23 protein-coding genes are annotated in these 24,891 nt (G+C 43.7%); 7 read left to right on the top strand and 16 right to left on the bottom strand.

The window, feature by feature from the left end; translation table 11 throughout:
• Positions 1-37: 37 nt before the first annotated feature.
• The gene (locus ACYVC2_RS29635; RefSeq protein WP_461108820.1) at positions 38-625 is read right to left on the bottom strand and encodes a Crp/Fnr family transcriptional regulator; all 588 of its coding nucleotides are present in this window, start codon (positions 623-625) and stop codon (positions 38-40) included.
• 501 nt (positions 626-1,126) lie between these two features.
• Between ACYVC2_RS29635 and ACYVC2_RS29630 the strand changes: the two genes are divergently transcribed.
• Both ACYVC2_RS29630 and ACYVC2_RS29625 read left to right on the top strand, forming a co-directional pair.
• Positions 1,127-2,896, top strand: a complete 1,770-nt coding sequence (locus ACYVC2_RS29630) for an arylsulfatase (RefSeq protein ID WP_461108818.1) — start codon at positions 1,127-1,129, stop codon at positions 2,894-2,896.
• Positions 2,897-3,079: 183 nt separating this feature from the next.
• Complete coding sequence (locus ACYVC2_RS29625; RefSeq protein ID WP_461108815.1) at positions 3,080-3,484, top strand: VOC family protein; 405 nt, start codon at positions 3,080-3,082, stop codon at positions 3,482-3,484.
• On the opposite strand, the gene ACYVC2_RS29620 is transcribed toward ACYVC2_RS29625, so the two are convergent.
• From ACYVC2_RS29620 to ACYVC2_RS29570, 11 genes are all read right to left on the bottom strand, one after another.
• The gene (locus ACYVC2_RS29620) at positions 3,481-3,792 is read right to left on the bottom strand and encodes a hypothetical protein (protein WP_461108813.1); all 312 of its coding nucleotides are present in this window, start codon (positions 3,790-3,792) and stop codon (positions 3,481-3,483) included. The genes ACYVC2_RS29625 and ACYVC2_RS29620 overlap by 4 nt on opposite strands.
• A gap of 171 nt (positions 3,793-3,963) precedes the next feature.
• A complete protein-coding gene (locus ACYVC2_RS29615) occupies positions 3,964-4,209 on the bottom strand; it encodes a DUF418 domain-containing protein (protein WP_461108811.1) in 246 nt (81 codons plus the stop codon).
• Between the two features lie 1,151 nt (positions 4,210-5,360).
• Positions 5,361-6,038 carry a hypothetical protein gene (locus tag ACYVC2_RS29610; RefSeq protein WP_461108809.1) on the bottom strand — a complete coding sequence of 226 codons (678 nt, stop codon included), beginning with the start codon at positions 6,036-6,038 and terminating at the stop codon, positions 5,361-5,363.
• An 11-nt stretch (positions 6,039-6,049) separates the two neighbouring features.
• Complete coding sequence (locus ACYVC2_RS29605; protein WP_461108807.1) at positions 6,050-9,103, bottom strand: tubulin-like doman-containing protein; 3,054 nt, start codon at positions 9,101-9,103, stop codon at positions 6,050-6,052.
• Positions 9,104-9,138: 35 nt separating this feature from the next.
• Positions 9,139-9,843 carry a hypothetical protein gene (locus ACYVC2_RS29600; protein WP_461108805.1) on the bottom strand — a complete coding sequence of 235 codons (705 nt, stop codon included), beginning with the start codon at positions 9,841-9,843 and terminating at the stop codon, positions 9,139-9,141.
• Between the two features lie 104 nt (positions 9,844-9,947).
• Positions 9,948-13,430 carry an Ig-like domain-containing protein gene (locus tag ACYVC2_RS29595; RefSeq protein WP_461108803.1) on the bottom strand — a complete coding sequence of 1,161 codons (3,483 nt, stop codon included), beginning with the start codon at positions 13,428-13,430 and terminating at the stop codon, positions 9,948-9,950.
• Positions 13,431-13,506: 76 nt separating this feature from the next.
• Positions 13,507-14,772 carry a hypothetical protein gene (locus tag ACYVC2_RS29590; protein WP_461108801.1) on the bottom strand — a complete coding sequence of 422 codons (1,266 nt, stop codon included), beginning with the start codon at positions 14,770-14,772 and terminating at the stop codon, positions 13,507-13,509.
• Positions 14,769-15,710, bottom strand: a complete 942-nt coding sequence (locus ACYVC2_RS29585; RefSeq protein WP_461108799.1) for a hypothetical protein — start codon at positions 15,708-15,710, stop codon at positions 14,769-14,771. Before ACYVC2_RS29585 ends, ACYVC2_RS29590 begins: the two co-directional genes overlap by 4 nt.
• Positions 15,707-16,999: an OmpA family protein gene (locus ACYVC2_RS29580; RefSeq protein ID WP_461108797.1), complete on the bottom strand. Its 1,293-nt coding sequence runs from the start codon at positions 16,997-16,999 to the stop codon at positions 15,707-15,709. The genes ACYVC2_RS29585 and ACYVC2_RS29580 overlap by 4 nt, the downstream gene beginning before the upstream one ends.
• A gap of 60 nt (positions 17,000-17,059) precedes the next feature.
• Entirely contained in the window at positions 17,060-18,271 is a 1,212-nt protein-coding gene (locus ACYVC2_RS29575; RefSeq protein WP_461108795.1) for a hypothetical protein, read from the bottom strand.
• Between the two features lie 18 nt (positions 18,272-18,289).
• The gene (locus ACYVC2_RS29570; RefSeq protein WP_461108793.1) at positions 18,290-19,117 is read right to left on the bottom strand and encodes a hypothetical protein; all 828 of its coding nucleotides are present in this window, start codon (positions 19,115-19,117) and stop codon (positions 18,290-18,292) included.
• Between the two features lie 409 nt (positions 19,118-19,526).
• On the opposite strand from ACYVC2_RS29570, the gene ACYVC2_RS29565 reads away from it, so the two are divergent.
• Both ACYVC2_RS29565 and ACYVC2_RS29560 read left to right on the top strand, forming a co-directional pair.
• Positions 19,527-20,438, top strand: a complete 912-nt coding sequence (locus tag ACYVC2_RS29565; protein ID WP_461108791.1) for a hypothetical protein — start codon at positions 19,527-19,529, stop codon at positions 20,436-20,438.
• Positions 20,439-20,481: 43 nt separating this feature from the next.
• Complete coding sequence (locus ACYVC2_RS29560) at positions 20,482-20,643, top strand: hypothetical protein (protein ID WP_461108789.1); 162 nt, start codon at positions 20,482-20,484, stop codon at positions 20,641-20,643.
• An 86-nt stretch (positions 20,644-20,729) separates the two neighbouring features.
• Here the strand turns inward: ACYVC2_RS29560 and ACYVC2_RS29555 are convergent, their stop codons facing one another.
• Genes ACYVC2_RS29555 through ACYVC2_RS29545 form a run of 3 tightly spaced genes read right to left on the bottom strand, consistent with a single transcriptional unit; the run spans position 20,730 to position 21,579 of the window.
• Entirely contained in the window at positions 20,730-20,948 is a 219-nt protein-coding gene (locus ACYVC2_RS29555) for a hypothetical protein (RefSeq protein WP_461108787.1), read from the bottom strand.
• 30 nt (positions 20,949-20,978) lie between these two features.
• Entirely contained in the window at positions 20,979-21,248 is a 270-nt protein-coding gene (locus tag ACYVC2_RS29550) for a helix-turn-helix domain-containing protein (protein WP_461108785.1), read from the bottom strand.
• 40 nt (positions 21,249-21,288) lie between these two features.
• Entirely contained in the window at positions 21,289-21,579 is a 291-nt protein-coding gene (locus tag ACYVC2_RS29545) for a hypothetical protein (protein ID WP_461108783.1), read from the bottom strand.
• Positions 21,580-21,742: 163 nt separating this feature from the next.
• Here ACYVC2_RS29545 and ACYVC2_RS29540 point away from each other — a divergent pair, with 163 nt between their 5' ends.
• The 3 genes from ACYVC2_RS29540 to ACYVC2_RS29530 all read left to right on the top strand — a co-directional run bounded on the left by ACYVC2_RS29540 (position 21,743) and on the right by ACYVC2_RS29530 (position 23,556).
• On the top strand, positions 21,743-21,997 hold the full coding sequence (locus ACYVC2_RS29540; protein WP_461108781.1) for a helix-turn-helix domain-containing protein: 255 nt from the start codon (positions 21,743-21,745) through the stop codon (positions 21,995-21,997).
• 215 nt (positions 21,998-22,212) lie between these two features.
• Positions 22,213-22,785 carry a hypothetical protein gene (locus ACYVC2_RS29535; protein WP_461108779.1) on the top strand — a complete coding sequence of 191 codons (573 nt, stop codon included), beginning with the start codon at positions 22,213-22,215 and terminating at the stop codon, positions 22,783-22,785.
• A 267-nt stretch (positions 22,786-23,052) separates the two neighbouring features.
• Positions 23,053-23,556, top strand: coding sequence for a hypothetical protein (locus ACYVC2_RS29530; protein WP_461108777.1), 504 nt, complete (start codon positions 23,053-23,055; stop codon positions 23,554-23,556).
• A gap of 194 nt (positions 23,557-23,750) precedes the next feature.
• Here ACYVC2_RS29530 and ACYVC2_RS29525 read toward each other — a convergent pair whose 3' ends face one another.
• Positions 23,751-24,566: a T9SS type A sorting domain-containing protein gene (locus ACYVC2_RS29525; RefSeq protein ID WP_461108775.1), complete on the bottom strand. Its 816-nt coding sequence runs from the start codon at positions 24,564-24,566 to the stop codon at positions 23,751-23,753.
• Positions 24,567-24,891: the final 325 nt, after the last annotated feature.

The following is a 24,891-nucleotide window of genomic DNA, read 5'->3' as shown; positions in this document are numbered from 1 at the left end:
CCTAAGCCAAATCTGAGGCACTAGTTGATAGATCGGTTTATTTTTTTACCGATTGATGGCGAATGCGACTCAATGTTTCTTTGGTTATACCCAGATAAGACGCGATAATATGTTGGGGAAAACGCTGCAAAAATTCAGGATATAGTCTGATCAATTCTGCATAGCGATAATCAGCCATATGGTTCATTGATATATTCAAGCGTCTTTGAGCCGCCATGTGCTGATTATCGTCAAGCTTTATCCGCATTTCGTTGAAGGCAGGAATCGCATTTACCCGGTCGTAATACCCATTTGCCTTTGGCAACAGGAGTAGCTCGGTTTCTTCCCAGGCATCTATATTGAAAATAGACGGTGTTTCTTTGTGGAAGCTCTCGCGGTCGGACGTCCACCAGTTTTCGATGCATAAATTAAGCACATGCTCATCCCCTTTTTCGTCGACGGTATATTGGCGTGTAGCCCCTTTCACAATAAAGGCGATGTATTTGCAGACTTCGCCTTCCTGTAACAGAAACTGTCTTTTTCTTAATTTTTTAGGAATGAAAGCTTCCTCGATCAGGCTGATATCTGCTTCAGATACGGGAATAGACGATCGCTCCTGTATATAATGTAGTAGCGAAGTGAACATCGAAACAAGGTTGTAAAACTGAATACTACAAAAGTACTTGCCTGAAGCGTCCGTTTCAAACGCTTAAATTTGTGAAGCGAATAGCTGGCTAGACCGCATTTGCCGGGAAAAAGAGTATCAAGACAGTCATTACTGACGGTATAAGGTGCTGAATGAGAATAGATTATTAAACTTACTGGTCGATCAGTTTTGCTAGGTGATCAAACGCGGTCAGCTCTAAGTGGCGACAGAAAACAGCCTGATTAGGGCTCTGGCAGAACACGGATTTGTGGGTGTAAAGGAGCAGGTTGTTTACGAAGCCGAATTTTTAGCTAGCCTTCATCTTCATGCACGTACAGACCACCAGGTATACTCATCAACTGATTTATTAATCAGACATCATTCGGACGTTTACATAAACATTTTTCAGTAGAGAAAGAGCATAGTTTCTTTTGTTAACGGGCCTACCATAGCCCCTGAACCGTTAACAACCGATTAGGATTGACCAAGTACTTACCAGCGATGAACCCTCCTTTTTGGATAGGTATGGCTGCGCTACTCATCGGCGCATGGATTGGCCCTCAGCCGGATATTAGCCCGCTGGCAGCCGCTGCTCGACCCAACGTGTTGTTCATCCTGACCGACGACCAGGGCTGGGGCGACCTGAGCCTACACGGCAATCGCTTTATCGAAACACCCAACCTCGACCGGCTGGCCAGAAGCGGAGCGCAGTTCGATCGTTTTTTCGTTAGCCCGCTTTGTGCCCCCACCCGCGCCAGCCTGCTCACCGGTCGCTATCACCTTCGTACCGGCACGGTTTCGGTAACCCAGGGATGGGAACGTATGCGTAGCGATGAGCTTACCTTGGCCGAGGTGTTCCGCCAAAACGGCTATGCTACCGGTTGTTTCGGTAAATGGCACAACGGCGAACACGCACCCGAAGACCCTAATGGGCAGGGGTTTGACGAATTTTTGGGCTTTTGCGCGGGCCACTGGAATAATTACTTCGATACTGAACTGCAGCACAACGACCGCATGGTGGCTACCAAAGGATTCATTACCGACGTACTGACCGATGCTGCGCTGCGATTCATTCGCCAAACTAAAGCCCGCCCCTTCTTTTGCTACGTGCCGTTCAACGCCCCCCATAGTCCCCACCAGGTGCCTGACCGATATTTTGATAAGTACAAAGCCAAGGGGCTGGACGATGAACAGGCCAGCATCTATGGCATGGTCGAAAACGTGGACGATAACGTGGGGCGACTGCTGGCAGAGCTGGACCAACTGGGTTTAACGCAAAACACGATTGTGGTATTTGCGACCGACAATGGCCCCAATGGCCACCGCTTCAACGGCGACATGAAGGGTATTAAAGGGTCGGTCGACGAAGGGGGCGTGCGCGTACCGCTGTTTGTCCGCTGGCCGACTAAAATCCGTCCCCAAACTCGGATTCGGCCCAATGCAGCTCACATCGACCTGCTGCCGACCCTGGTCGACTTATGCGGGCTACGCTTTAAGGCGGCTCACCCGCTCGATGGCCGTAGCCTTTCAGAACTGTTGCTGGGCCGGACCGATACGCTGGCTGACCGAATGCTTTTTACGCACGTAGCCGGAATGACCAGCACGGGCCTTCCGGCCGAACCAGGGGGCGTCCGCACCGCTCAGTACCGCCTGGTTCGGCAAAAAGGGCAGACCCAGTTGTTTGATATGCGCCATGACCCGGCGCAGACGACCGATTTGGCTGCCGGGCAGCCCCAGCAGTTGCAAGCGCTGCAAGCCGCCTACGACCGCTGGTTTAGGGAAGTGTCCCGAATGATAAGTCCAACCCGAGTTGCACCCGTAGCAGCCAGGCGAGTGCTCTTGCAGGCACCGGAAGCGCGATTTTCGGGCAAAGTACGCTACAAACAGGGCAACGGCTGGGCGAATGACTGGCTCATCGACTGGCAGTCGCCGGCCGATTCGATCTGGTGGGATGTCGACGTAGCGCGACCCGGGTCTTATGACCTAAGCTTGCAATATACCTGCCCCGATGCCGCTCGCGGAACCATCCTGACGGTTGCGGCTGATAACAAGACGTTGCAACAGACGTTGCAAACCAGTTTTGACCCACCGCTAAAACCCAGCCCCGATCGGATTCCCCGCAAGGAAGTATACGAAAAGGCCTGGGCCTGGTTGCCACTGGGCAGGCTCGAGTTGCCTCGTGGCCATCACCGGATTCTGCTGCGGGCGCCATCCGTGCCTAACGGAAAAGTAGCTGACGTGAAGGCTCTGCTGTTAACTACACCCGACTAGTCTACCCGCTGATTGTAGCCTGTATGTAGTAAGATGTTCGGTTAAAGCCGCGTGGCTTGTCCTAAACAGGTCACATACCCTACGTTTATTTGATTCATAAGCAGAAAAGGAAGGTAGCTTTGAGCGTTATCCGTTTTACTGCTTGTCGACCCTATTTTCTAGCCTGCTAACTATTAACTGCCCATGACTGAATCGCTGAGCTTTAAACCAGCTACCTATAATTCGCTTTCTCCTTACCTGATAGTCGCGGGGGCGCAACAGCTCATTGATATGCTGGTGGCTGTCTTTGATGCCAGACCGCTTAGGCGTTATGACCGATCGAACGGCCAGATCATGCATGGAGAAGTGCAGTTGGACGACTCCATTCTGATGATCGCTGATGCTACCGATGCTTATCCCGCTTATCCGATGTGGCTTCATGTTTATGTAGTGAATGTAGATGAGACCTTCGCCAAAGCCCTGCAGCATGGTTGCCAACTGGTTGAACCACCTACTGAGCGAGAAGGCGATCCTGATCGGAGAGGAACATTTACCGATTTTGCAGGCAATCATTGGTCCATTGCCACCCAGATTGAGCTGAAAGATTAGTGAATTTGGTTGACCAGTACGCGTACGCGCCCATCGAGGTGGATCGTATCACCGACTAGCCTTACTTTTTCGCCCACTCGCAACAGGCGATACGATTGCTGCATGCGTACCCGGCTTACCAGGGCATCAAACTCTTTACCCTGCTCATCGCGCAGGCTAGCGGTATAACCATCCTTACCAGGCTCAATTTGTTGAATGATGCCTTTGATTGAAAAAGGCTTTGATCTGACACAGGATGTGACAAGTGACGTACAAGCCAGAAATAATAAGCCTATCGAAAAATAAACAGTACCTACGCTATTGGTCATAATTAAGTCTCTTTACAGATAGACCCTCAGCGGTCTAACAATGTTGTCATATAGTGAAAAAATGTCTTGTCCTGGCCTGTATCGGATGCCAGAGATATTCTGTAGAGACTTGTCGATAATGATGGAGTCACCAGTTGCTGAATGCTATTTGAAAGGCATAGATACCAATTACTACCGAGACGATTCAGGGAATGTCAACTGACCGGACAGGCCTAGCGCATGTCCACAAAAAAGGAGCATGCACAAGGGTGTGTGCACTAGATGATTGCTCAACTCCATTCTGCCAGCGTGGCTTACCCGACGAGCAAAACGTGTCTGATTTAGGGAAAATAGTGATAGTTCGATTCGATAAACGATAGCTAGCAGGAGTATAGAGCTATTATAAAAAGATACTAACCCGCCACTATGGTGGAACAAATAACGCCAAGTACGTGAAGGATTGAGGTTAGTTCGGTTAGCCTGCCTATATTCATAGAGGCATCACTGAATAATAAACTGTTTTTCCGGAAAGTTGGAAACCTTCTATAGTTGCCCGTAAGTTTTAATGTGCTTTTTTAAACGTTTTGACCCCTCTATTGCGTTATGTAGGTACAAAAACATCTTTAAATAATACCACTATGAGTATCGAGGGCCACACTTTCATTCCTGCTCTCACCCGAGAGGATGTTGAGTATTATGTTGCTACCCATGAGTTCAACGAAATTGGTAACCAGCATTGGTTTCGGCTCGTCCCCCACGGCGCGGACCTATTTCGTACCCCCGAGTACGGTTTATTCTCTGGCACTGAATTAACCGTAGGGGATATATTATGGATAGCCTCCGGGCTAAGTAGCGGTTACCAGGCAAGGCTCCTTACTGATGATTCTATCTCAGCTTTAAGCCTTGCCGCCATGCATCAGTAAGTGATAAGAAATCAGTTGATAGGTTAAATGAACGGGCCCGGTTAGATTACCGGGCCTTTTTTATGAGCTTGCCTCCCCTGTCAAACTTGCTCCTGATGTACTGGACAGAGTAGGGATCATAGATGTATACCGCAATCAGAGTTGAGGGATTAAACGGGTTATCTGCCGACACGAAAAATAAGACTGGTGAGCATTGATTGGCATGGGCTTTTTTGAGCAGGAACTTAATGGTTTCCTCAGCCAGGCTTTCGTGGATTGAGTGGCCCCAGATCGTTGATGATATCCAGTAAGGAGACCGCCTTGCCTGACCGTCTGCCTTTTGATAAACCCTGAAAAAGCAAAAAAGGCTAATCAGCTGATAGAGAGCTTTTATACTCTAAAACTGATTAGCCTTTATGTAAAACAAGAGCCTCCTACGGGACTTGAACTAACGTTGATTATCAGTCAGTTATAGAGCAGTTTTTTAGTAGTTGACGGATTGGTTGACGAATTAAAAAATCTGCAAAATATTTTGGGTTAGTTGACAAGTACACTTTATCCAAGTGTATTTTTGTTATGAATTGAGTGGCCTTTCTGGTCGCTTGGTTTGGTCAGAGTCTGGCGGGTGGTTCCCTAGACTCATCAGGTCGGGTGGGTGGTTCCCCCGACCTATTTTTATACTTTAATTTATTTCTCAGCCGGACAGCACTTATCGTAATTATTAATCCTACGTACTCTAGTGTGGCCTAGATTGTCCTGTTCTGTGTACTCAACGACGCAATCACTTACACAAAATTCACTATTTTTCACCCGGCTCCAGACAACAGAATTAAAGTTGTCTATTTCAGTTGGTCCGGGAGGCCGGGGATCTCGGGAACCACCACTTTCTCTCGGTGGAATATCAACTTTTTCACAATCAGTCACGAAGCTACTCCTCACAGAATCAATTCCTTGAACGGCCCAGAAGGTCAGGGTCACTTTAGACCGCTTCTGCGATGGTATTAAGAAAACCGAATCTATCTGCCTTTTCTCAAGTTCTGGCGAATTGAAAGCGATAGGACTTCCATCCCCTCCTATGGTCATTACCGTTACTGTATTATTAGCGCAGTTAGCATTTAAGGATATTTGAAGTGGCTTTGGAGGATAAGGAATTAATGCCCACACTACTACTAAGATCAGCAGCAAAGCACCGGCAGCAATTCCAATCTTTTTCCAGGGAACTTTTGGAGGATATACTGCTTCACGAATGTTGACACTATTGCAATTAGGACAGTTCACTTCTCCGTCAACAAGTGTAAACTCCCTTGGAGGAACCTCGTCGGCCCAATGACATTCACCGTGATTTAAGCAAATGTAATTTTTCATAATGGTGGAGATTACGAGTTAATGATATCAAGTGCTTGGGTGCCAGCATTTCGGAACGCGACAAAAACAGGGTCGGTGATACTATTGCCTCTTTTGAGCTTAAATGCGTTAATTTCTTTGATGACCTGCTCTTGGAGTTCTTTCCGTTTGCTTATATGTAGAAACTCACCGGACAATTTAGCTTCAACCTCTTGCTTGAGTGCAGCTAAATCCTTAATAGGCATATTTTCCTGTGCATGGTGCAAGTCGCCACCCAAGAAGACAGGGTCGGCATCAAGGCCATACTTGTCTTTTCGGAGCAAGGCTAGTTGCTTTATACCCCGTTCGTCTTCGAGTTCAGCGAACAGACCCATCGCCACGGCAATAATTAGGAAAGGAGTGTATTCGTTACGAGTAACCGTCTTAATATATAAATCCGGGTGTTGCGTACCATCGCCTTCCAGATGGAGGAGCATCCGATTCTTTGCTTTCTCGGCAGCATTTGGATGATAAACCGCCTGCCGGTCGTAGCCTTCTTTCAAGTACTTTAACTGACTAACAAAACGCAGTGGGAACAAATTTGTCACCGTCATTAAGACAATTTCGTGTTGCCGACGCGGATCGTTCTGCGGTACAATAGAAACGCTCACGTTCCCCGTTGTTGAAATATTCTGACGAAACGCTTCTTCCAATTGCGCAACAAATACCTGTGAGCTAGGTACGTGGGGTATTATGATCGTGTAAGTAGTGACTCTACCAGGCTTCACCGGTATACCATCACCTTTCTTGTTGATCTCATCCGAATTAAACCGAAGATAACTGCCTGACTGCTTGACGATGTCTCGAATGAAAACTGTCAGTGCGTTAGGGTTGCCAGCATATTCCTCTTGTAATTTATCGATGATGCTTTGTCCCATAAATTGCTGTGGTTTATTGAGACTGGCATGCCATACAGCTGCGTTTTCTTCCGATGTTTCGGATAATGTGTCCTGAAAAACTGTTGAGGTGATTTTGCTGTTGAAGTTGCCGAATGTCGTATTACTTCCTAGAATTCCCAGCAGTTTACTACGAACATTCCCAGCTGTGGTATGCTGGAGATTCTTGTTGAGGACGAAACTTGGCAGTGCCTGAGTAACTTTATTTTTGTCATAAAAGCGTACGACATGTTCATTCAGATCCCGCCCATTATCTTGCAAACGCTCCTTCAATTCGGTGTCAAACTTTTCAATTGATACCGAAAGTGTCTGAACTGTTTTAGCAATGTCTTTTTGTAGAGCGGCCAGAAGAATATCATAACTGCCGAGCAACGATTTGGCAAATTCCCAACCCACTAATGTAGTGCGCATACGATACCATTGTGAGAGGACCTCCGTATGGGCAATGAGCATATTTTTATGTTTACCCATTCCTCTCGCTAGTACACCAATATTGCTGTACTCTTTATTATTAGCGCTTAGCTTAGCTTCTTCATTGGGAATATCCTCTCGAAGTTTTGTTATACGGCCTTCGACTTCATTTATTTTATCGCGCACCCAAACGCTAAGCTGCTCGGTGATTTTCTGAATGTCGAACATTGAATACTGGCCGACTTTCCATGATTCGATCAGTTTGTTTTCCAATGTCTGTATCATTTCAGTTGCAATAGCGTGTTTAGCCGATTCCTTATTGGCATAAAAAGTCTTTACACCAGCCCCGCGATACTCATTTTCAAACTTTTCAGCGAACAATCTCTCAACCTCTCGCAACCACTGTGACCAGTCCTCACTCATGGCTGTATTCATCATTGGCCCAGCCACCACAGGCCAATACTCGTTGATTAAACGCCAGTTCTTATTTGCTTTGTCGCTTTCTAGTATGCCTTTAGAATAAATTAAATGTTCGTTGGTAAGCGACCAAGCTTCCAAATTTGCTTTGTCCTGTATGTACGATGTGAGATCGATATTTTTAGCTTTATTATCCCAGCCGGTGTTATCGTTCCAGTTGTTGAACAGCAAGTGCTGAGTGGCCTGATTTGCTAGCGTTAGTGTCGTGTATTCTCGAATTTCTTCTTCTGGAATTGCAATCCGCTTTAAACCAAACGTTAGAAAGCGTTTGCTTCGCTCCATCATATTCGGATCGTTTGGCGAAGGTTCCGGACTACTATCGCCATTCTCTGCGTTCTCCTGACGGCTAAACTCGGCCTGAGGATGAGTTTGCTGCCCTGCTACTTGCACAGTATCAAGCGCAACTATTTTCTGATAAAGAAAGTCGGCAATAACTTCTGGTAATCGCTGATCAACATCAACCAGATAGCCGTTCTCATTCTGGTTAGAAAATAGATAGCAGCCGTTAAATGGGTCTTGGAGGTCTAATTGTAATTGCGTGCCGTTTTCAGCCGTTAAGTCAACCGGTTTAAATGTACCAATACTTAAAGCATTCAGTTCGCGCAGAGCCGCATAGCCGTTAGCATGATAAAATCCGGTCATATCCCGATTTGGCTTAGGCTGTTCATCAGGTAAAAACGCATAGATCACAATCCGATACTGACCTGGTACCGTTGGTCTGTATTGTTTTCTTATTTGTGAAACCATGTCTACAACCGTACCACTACCGGTACCACCAGCCAGACCACAACAAATATGAAAGGTTACGTTTTGGTCCAGCGAAGCTTTTTGAAGGTCTTGCACCTGTGCCCGTAGTGCATTGTTGACAGCTTGGATATTCGTTGCCATAAGGAAACGGCCTAAGCGTCGCTTCTGCCCACCGGCAGCATCACCAACTAGGCTACCCAAGACGTCATTCCAAATGGAGCGGTCTCCAATCCACGGCTGAATACCAGGATATTGGTCGACGGAGCTAAGCACAGATTTAAGGTCTTGTCCCTTTATACGAACTTTACTATTTTCACCTAGTTGAACGCTCTTACCTAGAATTTTCCAGGTAGGGTCTTCAATGCCCATCAGTTCTTCGCTGGAATCGACGTACAAATAGCCTATATGGGTTTTGTCAGGACTGGTTTTACGAAATTCTTGATAAATAGTTTTACGAAAAGCACGAATGACTTTCCCACCTGTACCACCAAGGCCGATTAGTAAATGATTTGCCATAATCAGTATGTCTTGAAGCTGCTGCTAAATGAGGTTTATTTTTGAATGCGAATATCTTTATAAGCAGCGTAACCAATAAGTCCCAACGGTATGGCTATGACAAAAAAATATAGTACTATCAAGAATACTCTTGAAATAGTTACAGTTCTTTGCGTTTGTTGACTAAGCTGGGTTTTGATTGTTTCAGCGGCAATATTAATTGCATCCTCAGTTGAATAACTACTGCCTGGATTAACCTTGAAGTAGCTTATCACATCTCTCGAAATTTTTTCTGCTGACTGCTCAGGATCAGACCAAATAATTTTGCTAAGAAATCTATGGTCATGACTAAAATGATCACTTGCTGCTATCGCATAAACTTTTGCTGCTGTCTCTTGGGCTAGCTTTTTGTTAGCCGGTATCTTAACACCACCACTTTCCGGTGAGATATATTCACTAAAGTCTTCTATATTCAGAGCTTTTACTTTATAAAAAGCCTCTTTAAATGTGGAATTGCTCCAATTCTTATCAGCCTTAATTTCATTGGCTTCCCAAAAGCTTACAATATTATCTGTAACAGTCCTCATATACTTAAGCCCTCCGAAAGCCAATACAAAAAAGAAAGTCATAATGCTGGAAAGTATTGCCAGTACTTGATGTGTTGTAGTTAATCGAAAACGTTTATTCCAAAGTCTTACATAGTTGTTACATAAATACCAAGACAAACCAGCTAAAATAAATGCAGATAAAATTGTGATCATAAAGGCCGACTTATCTAACGTTAGCAACGAAACGCCCTTTAACAATAGACTTAGTAATTCGATTAGTGTAGACATTTACATATTATTTATTGGGAATAATAATCTTATTTCTTCAACACGGTTCGTGTGGATATTCCATTTTGAGCTGTTTTTACCCGCAAAAAATATGTGCCAGTTGGGCTGTTACTTATGTTGAGAATTTCTGTTTGTAAAACACTTGTAGATTGCCTTGAAATTTCTTTGACAACTATACCATTAACATTTACAATTTGTAGACTAATCAACTGTTTTGACTCCGAACTCCATTCTATGAATAGGTCGCCGTTAGTAGGGTTAGGATAAACTTTAACCAAAACTGGTTCAGTTACTATCTGAGTAGCAAGTGGCGTCCTAACCACTATGGTATAGTTGTTTTTTATTTCTCCTACACCGCATGAACTGGCTAAATTGGTGATAGTGTAAGTGCGAGTAGCTTTGGGCTTTTCCCAAATGACATACAATGAGTCAGAGGTAGTAACTTGTTTATTATTCCAATCTGTGAATTTCCAGGGGCCGTCACCAGTCAGTCGAACACGAATTGCAGTGCTATCTCCAGGATAGATTTCACCGTCACCTGTTAGTCGAGCAGTCGCCTTTTCAGCAACACGGACTTCTACTATGCTGTTAGGGCTTTCACACTTGAAGGCATCAGTCTGGGTAACATAATAAGTCGTTACATTAGCCTGTTGGGTATTAGGTACAATCTGCGAGAATGAAGATCCGCTGTGGTCAGGATTCGTATACCAAGTAAGCTGGCCGTCGGCTGCTGCGGTAAGGGGAGAGTTATTTTGTCCAATACAGTAAGCAGTAGGAGAAACTACTTTAGGGGCGTCCGGCGTCTTGCGAACAGTAAATACTATCGTTGAGGGAGGGCTTGTACAGCTACCCGCTTTCTGCGAAACAGAATACGTAAACGTTGCAGGCTGGGTAGTAACTGGCGTAGGCGCGATTTCACTTGTCCCAGCGATTCCTGTACCCTGCCATATCAATCCGTTGTTAGGCGAGGCCGATAAGGGTCCTACTTTGGCAAACTGACAAACTACTTGATTCGCTGTAACTAATGGAGGTGATGGAGCGGCCACTACAGAGACAGATAATGGTTGCCTTAGGCTTTCACAGGAATTATCATCCGTTTGTGATACGTAAAAAGTAAATACGTTAGCGGATTCAGTAAAAAACGCGGGCGAAGTAGGTGAACTACTGCCCCCAGTGGCCAGTGTATACCACCTTAGGTTCGTACCAGTAGCTGAAAGTGAGCGAGGAGCATCCCCTACGCAGTAGCGAACAGAACTCACCGTTGGGTTTGCTGGGGCTGGGCGTATCAGTTGCTGAATCAGAGTGCGTGGACTCTCACATCCGTTTATTGTCTGAGTAACAGAATATGATTTAGTGCCTGATGTTGATGTTTCCGGACTAGGTGCACCCGCTAATTTTCCTTTTTGATCATACCAGGATAAATTCTGTCCATTCGCAGAAAGGCTTATACTTGGCGCATACTGGCAAAGTGGGTTAGGGATCTGCGCGGTTGGTGCAGCAGGAATCGGATTTATAGTTATGGTAACCGCGGCACGTGGGCTTTCACAACCGTCGATTGTTTGCGTAACGTAGAACGTCTGGTTTCCAGAATTTTGACTATTTATTGGCGGTGGCTGCGGGGTGCCCACACCTCCGGAAGCGCTTGTATACCATAATGCATTTGGAATTGATGTAGATAACTGGCCTTGCGTCCCTTGGCAAAGCGCAACGCTACTTATCGCTGGCGCTGAAGGTGTAGTTTTTAAAAATGCATTTATAGTAGCACGTGGACTTTCGCATCCATTGACTGTTTGGCTGACAAAATACTGGCTAGTACGATCGTTGGGCGGTATTGGTGCACTAGGCAGTGCTTGCGTTGTTGAACTATTAGCGTACCATTTTAAATTTGATCCAGTAGCGGTTAGCTGGTTGAGCGACGAACCCTGGCAAAAATAGATGTCAGCTACTTTAGGAACATCTGGTCGACTAATTGCTAATGATGCAGATGTCGTAACGATTGCATTATTATAGTCAACGGCTCCCTGCTGAGTTGGCTGTTTTAAAACGATGCGCACTTTGTAGCCAGTGCCCGAAGCTAAAACCAGGGGTACTGTCGCACTAACAGGACTTGTTCTCGTGCCTGTACCAATAATCTGACCATTGAGAAAACTGCCGTTTTCATCTGAAATCTGAACTTGTGGAACAGCATCAGCAGGCAAGGAACTGCTGGTTGTGAATGCTACCGAAAATGCAGATCCAGGGCAATATGTGCCTGAAATTGTTCCAGTCGTAATGGTTATTGGGGTTACATTAACTTGTGCAGAACCAGAGATTACGGTGCCATTCCCACAGCCGCTATCTGAAAATTTTTTGATATAGCCCTTATCGTATGTCGTAGTAGTAAAAAGGGTTGGTGTTATATTAAAAGAGCTAAGCGAAGACATTAATACCCGGCTATAGCCCGGAAATACGTCTGAACTGTAGTCAACATATTCAACAGTAAATGGGGGAGTACCTGTCAGATTGACTCTAACAGTAGCCTGGTTACCAGCTACAATACTAGCGCTTCCTGAAATAAAAAGAGTAGGGAGTATAGATACATTTATAGGGCTAGTATTACTGACAACACTCGTTGTCGTACTAGTAATTCTATACTTGTATGAGCCCGCGGAAAGTGTGGACGGCAGTTGAGCAGTTATAGGAGAAGTTGCGCTCGATGCAGTCAAATCTTGTGTGATGGTACCGGTTGCGTCAGTTATTTGAACTTTAAACAAGTTCCCTGTGGGGAATGCCCCCGTCGTTGAAAATGGAAAGGAAACAATTGCACCAGAGCAGAAACTACTTGTTCCCACTCCGCTTGTAGCAATTGCTTGTGTGCTACTGCGTATAGAAAAGGCACTGCTGGGCGTGCCAATGACGTTCGATATTAATCCCTGTGTTATTACCCGAACTCGGTAAGTGCCAGTATTAATAGCGGAAGGGATTGTTGCCTTTATAAATCTAGTTCCCCCACCACTTGAACTAGATTTCTCTTTACCTGCGTATTGGTCTGTAGAATTCAATAGGTCACCTACGTAGTTTCCATTTACGTCCAATAGTTGAACCTTAAATTTACCTAAGGCAAGGTCTACAGGAAAGGTACCTGCTCCAGTAATATATGATACGGTGAGTTCCGATCCGGGTGCCACCTCAGTAGAAACATTGGCACTTAATGTGCTGATAGTTAAAGTCTTCACTGTTATTGACACGGAGCCAGTTACCGTGCCTGAAAAATTAAGAATCTTATCTTTATCGATTACCATACTACTTATCGGTAGTATGGTGAATCCGCCAGTAGATGTTATTGTCTTTGTTACATTTTCCCCTGGAGAAAAAATCTGAAATGACCTAGCACCTGAATCCAGTACTGCATAGATATATGCGTTACCAATTTGAGATCCAGCTCGGAAGACATTGCCATCAAAAGCTTCCTGTGGATCTCTTTGAGGGTCACCATAATAAAGTTTCAATGTCTGGGCTTTTAAAGTCGTCAAACAGAACAGAACGACTGTTAAGGACTGACAAAGTATGTATATTGCTCTATTCATTCTGTGCAGATCTATAGCGGATTTATCTTCTCTGAATTTTTGCTTTTCCTTGACCAGCTTTTATTAATTGCCTGATACCGTTGATAAGTAACCCACCACCAACAATACCCCCTCCGTATACGGCATATATACCAGGTCTAGCATAATCAGAAAAGGGCATAGGTGCAACCGGGTTGGAGCCAGGCTGCTGAGAAAGTGACTGCCAAACTGCGTATTCAGCATTCAGAGCCGTTAGTTTACTTGCATAGTCATTGTAGCTATTGTGAAGGGAGCTGTATCCGGCATAGCTCGCCCCTAAAGAAATAATTCCAGAAGCTATCTGAAGCCAGCCACGTAAGCGATAATTTGGTGGTTTGATTGCTGACTTTAAATCAAAAGAAATTGGATGACCATTTACCGAATTAAATGTAAGTAGGTGGTCTTCACGACTAAGTTTAATGCTAATGCTACCCGCGCTTTTGTCTTCTGATTTACTTCGTTTAAAGATTCCTGAGGGTATGGAGGAAGTTGATGACCGGACTACACTAAGCCGTGAGTTATCCCATTTAACTGTGATAGAATCAGTTGGATTGTTCCGGCTTTGAAATATCATTTCTGGGCTGTTAATAAGGGAGCCAAGGTCACTATCTTTACCAATTGATGGAGTTGTACTTATTCCTTCGCCTGGCTTCAGAAAACCTAATCTTACAATAAATGTCCGCCATTTTCCGTCAATTCTCTCTGCTCTTAATTCTGCGACACGCTGTACAGGGCGGTAAGCAATATTACCCTGCGTATATTTTCCTTTGAAATAAGATGTAAAAAACACCTTTATGTATGGGAAATCTTTTGCTTCTTCAACTTTTGAGGTGATTACCTGAGAAAAGACAATTGAGAACGTATCCGATTTCGCATAAAATAAGTCAAGGTTTCGAAGGTACCTTTCAACACCTAAGTCGACTGTATTTTCAGCTGAATTATGGGCAGGATCGATGTCATCTTCAATAATGACCCCGTCCGAATAAAATATCTGGGCGGGATTTGGTAAAAAGCTATTATTAATAACAGCGTTCCGTTCCGAATCGCCAAGGCTATCAGCTGTTAACGTGTTAAATAGGTCTAAAAGGTTGTTGTTGATTTTACTTTTAGCCTGAAAAGTTATCTCATCGTCGCGTCGTTTTTGGACCGCAGAAGGGGCCTTTGGTGCGTCATCTACTTGGGCAACATATACCTTTGTCGTTTTCTTCTGAGCGGAAGATGGCACAGATGCAAACCCAATAAACAGGACAATTAAATAGAGGTATTTCATGGGCAGTTGGTGTAATAGTTAACCTGACGAAACCCATCACTTCGGCCAAAACCTTGCGAATATCCTTGTTTATTGTAGGCGTGATTATAGGTTAACTTTTGCTCCAGTATTAACTTGTCATTAAGGTATCGCTGGAAGGTAGAGGTCTTCAGGTTATGTACCTGTATACCTTCACCTAGATCAGGGGAGGGTATACCTCGCTGATTTAGTTGAGTTTTGGTCCAGTAGGGATTGTTGTCATACGTATACATATATTGTGACCTACTGCCAGAGAAAGTAGTGATTTGTTTAATTAGCTGCCCTTGGGAGTCGTATTCATATGTATTTATTGTACTGTCTGGATAGACCTGCTGGCTAATCCTTCCGTTGGTTATCACCGTGCTGATTTTTGAAGTAGGTGTTTCCAATTTCATCAGCTTACCTGTTCCATCGTAGGTATAGCGTTTAATAATAGATTTATTCCCGTCTGTTTCAGTGTAAGTTTTAAGCAAATCGCCCTCGTACGTATATTGCTTATAGCCAATCGTGGCATTGTTTAAACCATTATTAAGCTTGACTTCTTGAAGCTTATTGTTTTGATAAGTATATAAGTACCCTTTAATCTCCTGAGATTGATTGCCATTTGAAGACCGAGTAGTAATCCGATCTGATTGGGTGAACAAATAATGATCTGCCGTAAAGGAAAACGTCTGCTCAGTATTATTTACCAACTGATTACTCACCCATTTTCGATAAAGGCTTCTCTCCACATTGCCAAAAGCATTATAGCTGAACGTAGTTGTATCGCGAGTGGCTTCATCAATGCTGATCAGTTGGCCAATTCGACAGGTAAATGGTATAGCCGATTTTGGCACCAATGGCTCTTGATGGCATCCAATAGCCCCACTTAATAGAAAAATTTGCCAGAAAAATTGATTTTGTAAGTAGAGTTTCTTCATTGAGTAGCAATTAATTTTAGCGAAACCCTACGGTTAAGCGCTTTATTCGCTTCTGTATCATTAGGCGAAATCGGGTATTGACTTCCATAACCAAGCTTAGTTACCTTGCTTTCATCAATACCCTGTCGGGTTAAAAAAATAGCCGTAACGTTTGCCCGAAATTCAGATAAACTTCTGTTCAATCGCTCATTTCCAACGTTATCTGTGTGACCAGCAATTTCAATTAAATAATGCCTGTTGTTCTTTAAATAGTGAGCAACTTCTCGCAGTACCTCCTGCGAATCAGATCGAAGCTGATAACTTCCCTGTTCAAAATAAATTACTGGTATGCTATCAGGTAGCAGAAGCCTGGAAGCCGGACGTTTATTCGGAGGGACACTAACTCTTGTCACATTTCCGCTCGTTATAGCTGAGTCGGATTTTAATGGCACAAAGAGTTTATAATTAAGTCCATCATAAAGTTTTACCGTCTGGCGTATGGTTTGTTTAGTCTGCTTTACTACTAATTCGTAGTTTCCGGGCGAGACGTCAAATGAGCTAAACCACCCTGATCGCCCTTGTACGCTTGCTATTGAAACCGTTTTATTTTGTCCAATCAACTCACAGCTGGTAGCCTTATCATCCTGAATAGAGATTATTGTTAGCTCACGCTGTAGACCTATATTATGCTTAACTGTACGACCATCCAATTTCTCAACAAGTAAGTTACCCTTGTAGGTCTGGTAACCTGCCGCTTCAACTTCTACTGCTATTATATCTGCCTGATTAAAATCTAACTTTAACTGCCCTTTATAATCTGTTTCAATGCATTTTTTTTCGCTATTCTTAGTAAAGTAAAAACAAACATGGGCTTGTTGAGGGGTTTGTCTAACGGCATCTGTGATAGTGAATATACCATGCTGTAAAAGCTTTGTATTTTTATCTGATTTAGGATCGCTGATTTGTTGAACGTACTCAGTTTGTTCAGTTTGAAGATAGGTTTTGTCCCTGTCTTGGTGATCAACAGTAACGAGGGGAATCAACGTTGTTACTCGCCTTGTCGGTAGATGATTATCAGGGTAGTGCAGTGTTAGTATTTGTCGTCGATATCCTGTTCTTTCTATTATAATTGCTTTTGCTTCACACGGAATGCTTGCCAAAAACTGACCATTATATTTACTGACGCTTACCTTACGTAACCCGGTAGGGAGTTTAGCAAATAAGTCAGCCTTGTTTAGAGGTTCATGCGTCTTATAATCAATCACTTTGCCTTCTAAATGAAAGCAAGATTCTGGATCTGTCACTTGCATACAGATCGCTGTACTGCTCAAATACAAGCCTATCAATAGATTCGTCACGGTCATTCCTGGTTATTGAGCAGCCACACCAATATTGCCTAATAGCAGATTCCATTTGGTAATATTTTTGCCATCGAATAGGATCTGATAAGGCTCAAGTTTAACCCGAACCCTTTTTTGCGTTACGTCGCTATAGACGACATTATCGTTATTTGTGCCATAGCCCATGAACGTTTGCTGGCCTGTTATGACGCCGTAGTAGTTACCGTCAACAGCCTGTGACATTTCTTTAATATATTGTACTTCTGACCACTCGATTTTGGCAGAACTATAGGGTAATAATTTAAGCCTAACCAGGTACTCCCGTATAGGGTAGCGACGAGAACCGGGTCTGTTAGCGGACGTAACTTCGATAGTTGCCGCTGGCATAAATAATTTGGCGGCTTGGGCTATTGCTTTATCCTTTTCGTATGTTGGCAGTTTTTTGTCGGTGATTATATTCAAATAGGATACAAACTCATCGACCTTTTGTAAGGCTTTCTTACGATAAAGTTGATAGTCAGCTTCATCTAGACTAGGCCTTCCTGATACTGTTTTAACTTCTGTTGAAACCGCCGATTCATCTGCTTTTTGTTGGAACTCTTTAGTTGGCGCTGTTGCAGTTGGTTGGGTAGTAGGACTTAATTTATCAGGTTGAGACGAAGGAGCAGCAGACGTGGATGCGGCCGGGGTGACTATTGTTGGACCGTCGGTTTCTAGTTGTTTTTTTACGTCATTTAACAAGGGAGCAACATCGGTAGCCTCACGCAGTAACTTATGGCGACCGTCCTTGTATATTATCAAAACTAATTCACTCTTGGATATTGACGCTGGTTTACCATCAATGTTCCTATAATTAACAACGTCATCGCTTTCGTAGGAGATAATGGCAGGTAGTACAGTTAAGGGAACGGCTTTTACAATAATATCTTTTCCTTCATGTCTAGTTGGTCCTGACAAATAGTCCTTTAGTTGCTTCCTAGCCTCCGTTAGATCGCGACTAAGGTCGTTGATGACCAAAAAATTTCCCATCTTATTAAAGGCGAAAAGGACGTTTTGCCGCTGAAAGTTTAACGTATTTGTTTGACCAGACCTTTGAACAGTAAAAGAAACTTTATCTTCTGTTATATCAATAAGTTGTGCATTATCAAGTCGGTTTCCGTTCGCTGTATAGATAGCATCCTGGGCCGACAAGGACAAAGTAAAACAAACGGTAAAAAGCGTGGACAGTATAAGTTGTTTCATGAATGGCTCTATAAAATATTAGCGCATGGTTTTTACTAATTGATGTGTAGCATTGGCAATAAATGCCTCTAAAGCATCCTGGTCAAGCTCCTGATAAGCCTTGCGGTTAAGTTTACGGATCTGCTCTTTTTCGCCCGATTTTAGCCAAGGGCTACTGATAAAGATGCCTTTTGAGCCTCCCTTTTTGTAAAAACCCCGGCAACCCTCTAGGCATGGCGTTGAATGAATCTTGTAAGAACCAACGATTTCATTCGTTTTAACATACACCAGCTTGAACTCTACGGAGGCACCGCCTACATTACGATATTCGCTTATCAATTTTTGTTGATCATCTGGGTCTGTATAACAAACATTAGTAGAATATCCCACTCTATCGTCTAGTCTGACGAGCTCCAGAATAAGATCAGTATTCGTTAATGAATTGATTTTTGAGTAATCCGCAATTTGATTGTCATCCAGAACTTCATTGAATAAGCCACGGTCGCGAACACTCAACCCTTCTTTAAATAATTGTTTTTCAATGGCGTTGTACAAAGCTGTTTCATCGTATTGTGATTCGACGTATTGAATCTTAGCGCCCGATCGATTACCATTAGCCTGTCTAACAACAACAGGATTGATTCCATTTGATTGTTGATTATTGGTTCCCTGAGTGTTGGTGACACCTTTCCGGGTGTTGGGAACACGGAGTACAATTCTGGGGGACTTATTGACGAGCATAATCTCGGTTAAAACATCCGCCGAAATTAATTCTGGTGGTTTTTGAGTGAAACGAACCACTGCCCGTTGGCTACAACTTGAGAAAAGTAAGGCAAGAAAAAGTAAGGGAAAGTAGTTTTGCTTCATATACTTACAGTTACAGGTGGATAGCAATTGTAATTAACTAAAAATAGAAATATATATACTGCAAGGCAGAATAAGCAATATAATTAAGGCCATTCTAGTCTAAATCTATTCAATTTATACATTCAATTCGACATTAAATTTCCCTTAAAACCTCCAATCTTTTAAGCTTCTAGGGATAAATCTATGATTACCTGTTTGAGTGTACAAATAGGTTTACTATTCGGTAAGTACAATATGTATACGTTTTCATATTTATCGTTTCGAATGACACTTGTTTCATTTCATACTTAATGATAGCAATATTTAGAATGAATGTTGTTAGGGCCTGAGGACTAGTTAAATAACCCTTTAAGCAAATTTTCCTACATTGTATATAGCGATAGATGTTATTTGCATCAAAAAGACATATATGGGTTTTAGATACCGACCAAGATTAAAAATTGGACGAGTCACTTTTAACAAACATAGCGCTTCAGTTCGAACCGGAATTCCGGGTCTAACCTTTCAACTTCCGTATAGCTCAAGCAAGGTCGGGAGGAGTAGTTATGCTGCTTCGGCTGCGGAAGTAAAACTGCCCACAGTGACTCGCGTCACTGTTAGTATTATAGCATTCACATTCATCAGTTCGTTTCTTTTTCTGTTTTGGGTAGCTTTTGCTTCTTTCTGGTTTACAATACCAGTGAGTGTATTATTATTCGTGGTATGGATATACAGACCATTATTTACAAATTATAGCTATGGAATAAAAGAGGAGAACATTTATGTTTCCGATCGCCGATACAAAACAGGACGTCGGTATGAAGGAAGTAAACTAGTCGTTGACAAATCAGTGACCATTCCGTATAATGATAAACAACGAATTTTGTCTCGTGTCGAAGGTTTTCTAAAGCTAATTATCCTCATTACATTTTTGATTCTTGCCCACTTGTATAATTCAAAGCAAAAACTAGCATCACCCCCTAAGACTGCGCTTACAATTAAAAATTTAAGCATTGGTTCAACGCTAGAAGAAATTAAGCATCAAGAGCGAACGAAGCTGAGGAGCCAATCTGATGGTAGCTACCACGCCGAAAAAACCAAATATGCTAAGGAAGGAGGTAGATTTAACTATTGGTTAAAAGATGGCAGGCTGGACCGCATCGAATTTCAGCCACAGGATTCGACCGCTTTCTATAGGCTTTCCACGTTGCTAGTAGCTAAGTATGGTCCAGCGCAGGATTCAGCAAGTAATTACTATGTTTGGAAGAATGACTCGTTGGTATTGACATTAAAAAATAATCCGGACCTCTCTTTATCCTTAGGTAGAGTTTCTTCATACTAATTCTATTATAACATGTATTTAATGGTTCGTTACAAATCCTGCCATGGTCACCGAACAGGTAGCCAGCAAATACGGCCTAAGCAGAGGTCAACAGGTCACGCATTCAACCCTGTTCAATAAGTTCATTAAAGACAATATGGCGCAGACGGCTTACAGCATAGAGGCTCAGCGAAACGGTGAAGAATGCGTTGCCTGCTCAGAATAGTAAATATAGAAAACGCCCACACTGCGCAGTGTGGGCGTTTGATTGTCAACGGTTCGACACGTATGTCGAGTTCTAAATGGCAGACTCTAATACATAAATCCGTCGGCTTTGCGCTGAAAGTGGTAGGCGGCTTCTTCGGCCACTACCTGATCGCCTTCCAGCCAGATCATGCGGCCGGGCGGTAAATTTGAGGCTTTACCGTTTAGTTTCGGACTGAAGCGCCCGTAAATGCCAAATTCACGAACGCCATAATCTCTACAAAGCACTCGTAGTTTTTCTAAAAATTCTTCGCCGGAGATAGTCATAATGATTGTTGTTTAGAAAGTGATAGACGGCTATCGAATTGAGTTATCAGTTGATAGGTCGATATCTTTCAAAGTATAATTCTTACCTGACAGCTCATTGATAGCATTCAAAACCGTGAAAATGATTTCTAAACGAGGTGAATAACGACCTGAGAATAGACGGGATATGTTTGCTTGCTTGTAGCCCGTTTTTTCAGCAATGGCCTCCTGCTTGATGCGCAAATCTGTTGCTAGCTTGCTAAGATTACGACAAACCGATTGAGATTGCTCTTTAGATAGTTCTTTATACTCCTCGCTCATAATGATATGTTTTCGTTTGCAATCTGTCTGATTATGCCAGTTAAGCAGATAGCTCAACTGCTTCTCCTACTCGGAATTGGTCAGCCAAGCATAGAGTGCTGGCCAATCTAATAGTCATTTCGTTGATTGTTTTGACTGTCCCTAAGCATCTTAAGTACGTTTCTTCATCGCCAAGGGCTATGTTCTTTTCAGCTAAATTCAATGTGTATTCCCGGTACATATCCAAAGAATACATCAGAACTTCAAACTGAGAGTCCGAATCATGCTTTCCCACATGTGTTGAGATAGGTAAGGAAAACATAAGATTGAAATGTTGGGCTGCATGTGCCATAAGGTTAGATCGCCGTTTTATAGAGTTGCCGTCTCTTCTTGTTTGACAATAGCAAAGATAATATATCAAATTTGATATAAAAAAATAAATGATCTGATATTGATTAAGTGGTAATTTGCTAACCTAAATGCCTTTCATTTAGCATACTTAATCTTATAAATTTATGGAAAATCCAACCCTTGAACAGATTGCGGCTACCATTCGCATTGTTATTCAGCAAGAGTTTAGTCAGCAGCGAGTTCCTAAGATGCTCTCGGATGTATGGGCCAACGAGGCTGAAGTATTAAAACTTTGCGGAAAAGGGCGAAAGACGCTTTACAATGCCATCAAAGCTGGAAAAATTTCCGCGAAAGACATCCGGCAGAACCCGCTGGGAAAAGGTTATTTGTTTCGACGGAGTGCCTTAGTTAAAGAGTAAAAAGAAGTGCCATCCTCTATGCCGACAGGAACTAACAAACAGCTCCTGGTTTCACTCCCCAGGGCGGGGTGTGCCTATAAAGTTGCCATTTAGCAACTTCTCCTCTCTTTCTCCTATTCTATAATCATTAAATTCTGACTTGTTTGTTAATTACCAGCGAAAATGGTAATTCTCATTATCAGGCAGTTATCGATTTGAACCCTAGACATTACACAATGAAGTATCTTTTCTTTTCGATAGCCATTGTACTAAGCAGCCATTTTAAGTTGGCAGCTCAATCAAAGAACCACGTCAATCTAGGTGCTGGCTATATCCATTCAGCTACAATCGTGGCAATAGAAAATCCACTGTTGATTGGAGTCATCCCGCCCGAACCCAAAGCAGGCTTTTATGTAAGCTTGGCTTATGAGCATCAATTGTCAGACCGCTGGACCAGCCAGGTGGAGATGCACTTTCAGCAGAAAGGTTTTCAGACTCAAAACTTAGAACGCAAGACAGTAACAATCCCCTACAATTACCTCGGCATTAGCCCAACAGTCGGGTTTAGCCCCATCAATCCGCTGACTCTTTTTATTGGACCGGAATTGAATATACTCCTCAATAGGTCTGAGGGGAAGCCTGCTGAATTTGGATTAACAGGTCGGGCTCGTTACCAATTTAACCGAATAGGCATAACAGGAGGCTATTTCAGGGCATTGACTATGTATCAGCTAACGAGTAGTGGCACTTACTCTTTCACCAATCAGAATTGGCAAATAGGGTTATCCTATCAGTTAATACGACTGTGAGGATACTGTCCTGAACAGCAAACCCCTGCTGCTCATAGGTAAGCCGAAACATCGGCAAAAAAAAGTTGCCAAAAAGCAACTATTCACCCCAGAATCTCCCGACTCCCACAGCTAATTACCCTTAGATTTCAAATCGACGCTGATTACAAGCAGCTTACAGGGGCACTACTGTTCCGCTAATTTATCAGTAGCCACTAGGGTTGATTAGAATAGACAGATTACAACCTTCGCTAGTCTAAAGGAGTCACATGTGTAAAGAGCTAGTTTATGAAAGCCGTTCTGCTTCGCTCGATGCGTATTAGCTTATGTACGTTGCTGTTCAGTCTCATCACCTGCAAGCACTCCATCACGCCAGTTGATCTATACGGCTTTACCCGAGGTTATTTTGACTGGGTGAGTACAACCACGCCTAGCGGCATCATCACGCCCCAGATGGTTGGCTACACTAAACAATTGGCTCAAGCCATAGAGGACAATCCCAAAGGGTGGGACCGGTCTTTAAACTATGTGGCTTTTTACAAAAATGATACCCTGCAACATCGCTACAATGAAATCACTAATCAGCACTATATCGGCGACGCCAGGAACAACCGGTTGTTCGTCAAGTATGATACCGTCGGCTACCTAACCTATTATCTCTCGCCTAACACTGCCCAGGATAATTACATCCAGATTAGCGAGTTTCATGTTACAGCCAACTACGCCATCGATACGGTGAAAAGCTTGTACAAACGGAATGTAGGGTTGAAACTTTCACTCTACCCCTACTGAGCGACAGTATGTATTTGCTTAAAATCTCAACTTGGTTTTACGGGCTATCCGTCTACAGCCAAACAGGCCGGTCTGATTATCACCAATTGTTATTCTGCTGCGACAGGTTAGACAAGGCTAGTCCGAGAACCTACCGGTAATACGACAATCATCTTCCACAGCGCAGCAGGAACGCTCAGTTTGCTTTCAGTTTGCTACGGCTGAACCATAAGTCGATGCTCCCGGACCGTGCCTCGCTCCTGAACTTTCAGGATATAAAGACCGGGGGACAAACCGGCAGCAGGAGTGAGCTGTACTTGCTGATCACCCGCTGTTTTTCGCGTCAGACCCGTCTCCGAGCCAGTGATGGAATATAGACGCAGCCCGGCCGTTTCGGGCTCATCGAGTTGCAGCGTGAAGCCACTACGGCTCACCACTGGATTTGGATACACTCCATACTGACCATCGATGACCACTGATCGGGCATCAAATGTCTGACTGCTGCCATCATGGTCTACCTGCCGCAGGCGGTAATAGCTGGTGCCTCGGTACGGGCTAGCATCTACGAACTGGTAGACGCTGATGCTGGTGCTGGTGCCTGCCACATCAATAACCTCGCCGACAGCTTCAAAGTGGGTCAGGTCTTTGCTGCGTTCGACCACGTATTTTTGGTTGCCCCGCTCCCAGGAAGTGCTCCAGTTGAGCAATGCGGTGTGATCCTGCTGGGCGTTAACGGTGAAGTTGACCAGGGAAACGGGAAGCTCTAAGGTTGTTGTGTGAGTATAAATAGATGAAAAGTCATTATCGGTTGGCTGAAGAATAGCCGACACGTTAGGAGCAATCGTACAGGAAGCGCCGATATTGTTGACGTATGGCTCAGAAGAGGCCTGTGTCACTACCATTGAGAGAACGATGTTATATACCTGGGAAGCAGGAATAGCAATGTTCTTCTGCACCCCATCAATACAGCCAGTCACTGAATTGACACGGATATTAAAATAATCTAACAGCTCCCCCGAGATAGCATCCATGGGATTAGCAGTGGACAAATTACACTTACTAAAACAGATGGCAAAACCCATGCGGTTATCAGCCTTATTCCCAGCGATCGGAACAACGCCATTATTGCCTATGGTAAAGGTCATTGAGAAGACTGAGCCAACGTTTTCCAATGGAGCAGGCTGAAGGTCCCGACTAGTAACAGCAGGGTCAGTGCTCCGCTGGGCAAAAGCGTTCAGATTGCAGAATAGGCACACAAGCCCGACTATTGTGGCGTAAAGTTTAATCATGGTAAAGAGAGAGTAGTTGTATTGGTATATAAGAAGGGCAAAAAGAGCCAGGCTTTTACTGATCTAA

The organism is Spirosoma koreense, assembly GCF_054777875.1.
This window is presented reverse-complemented; position numbering and strand designations above follow the sequence as displayed.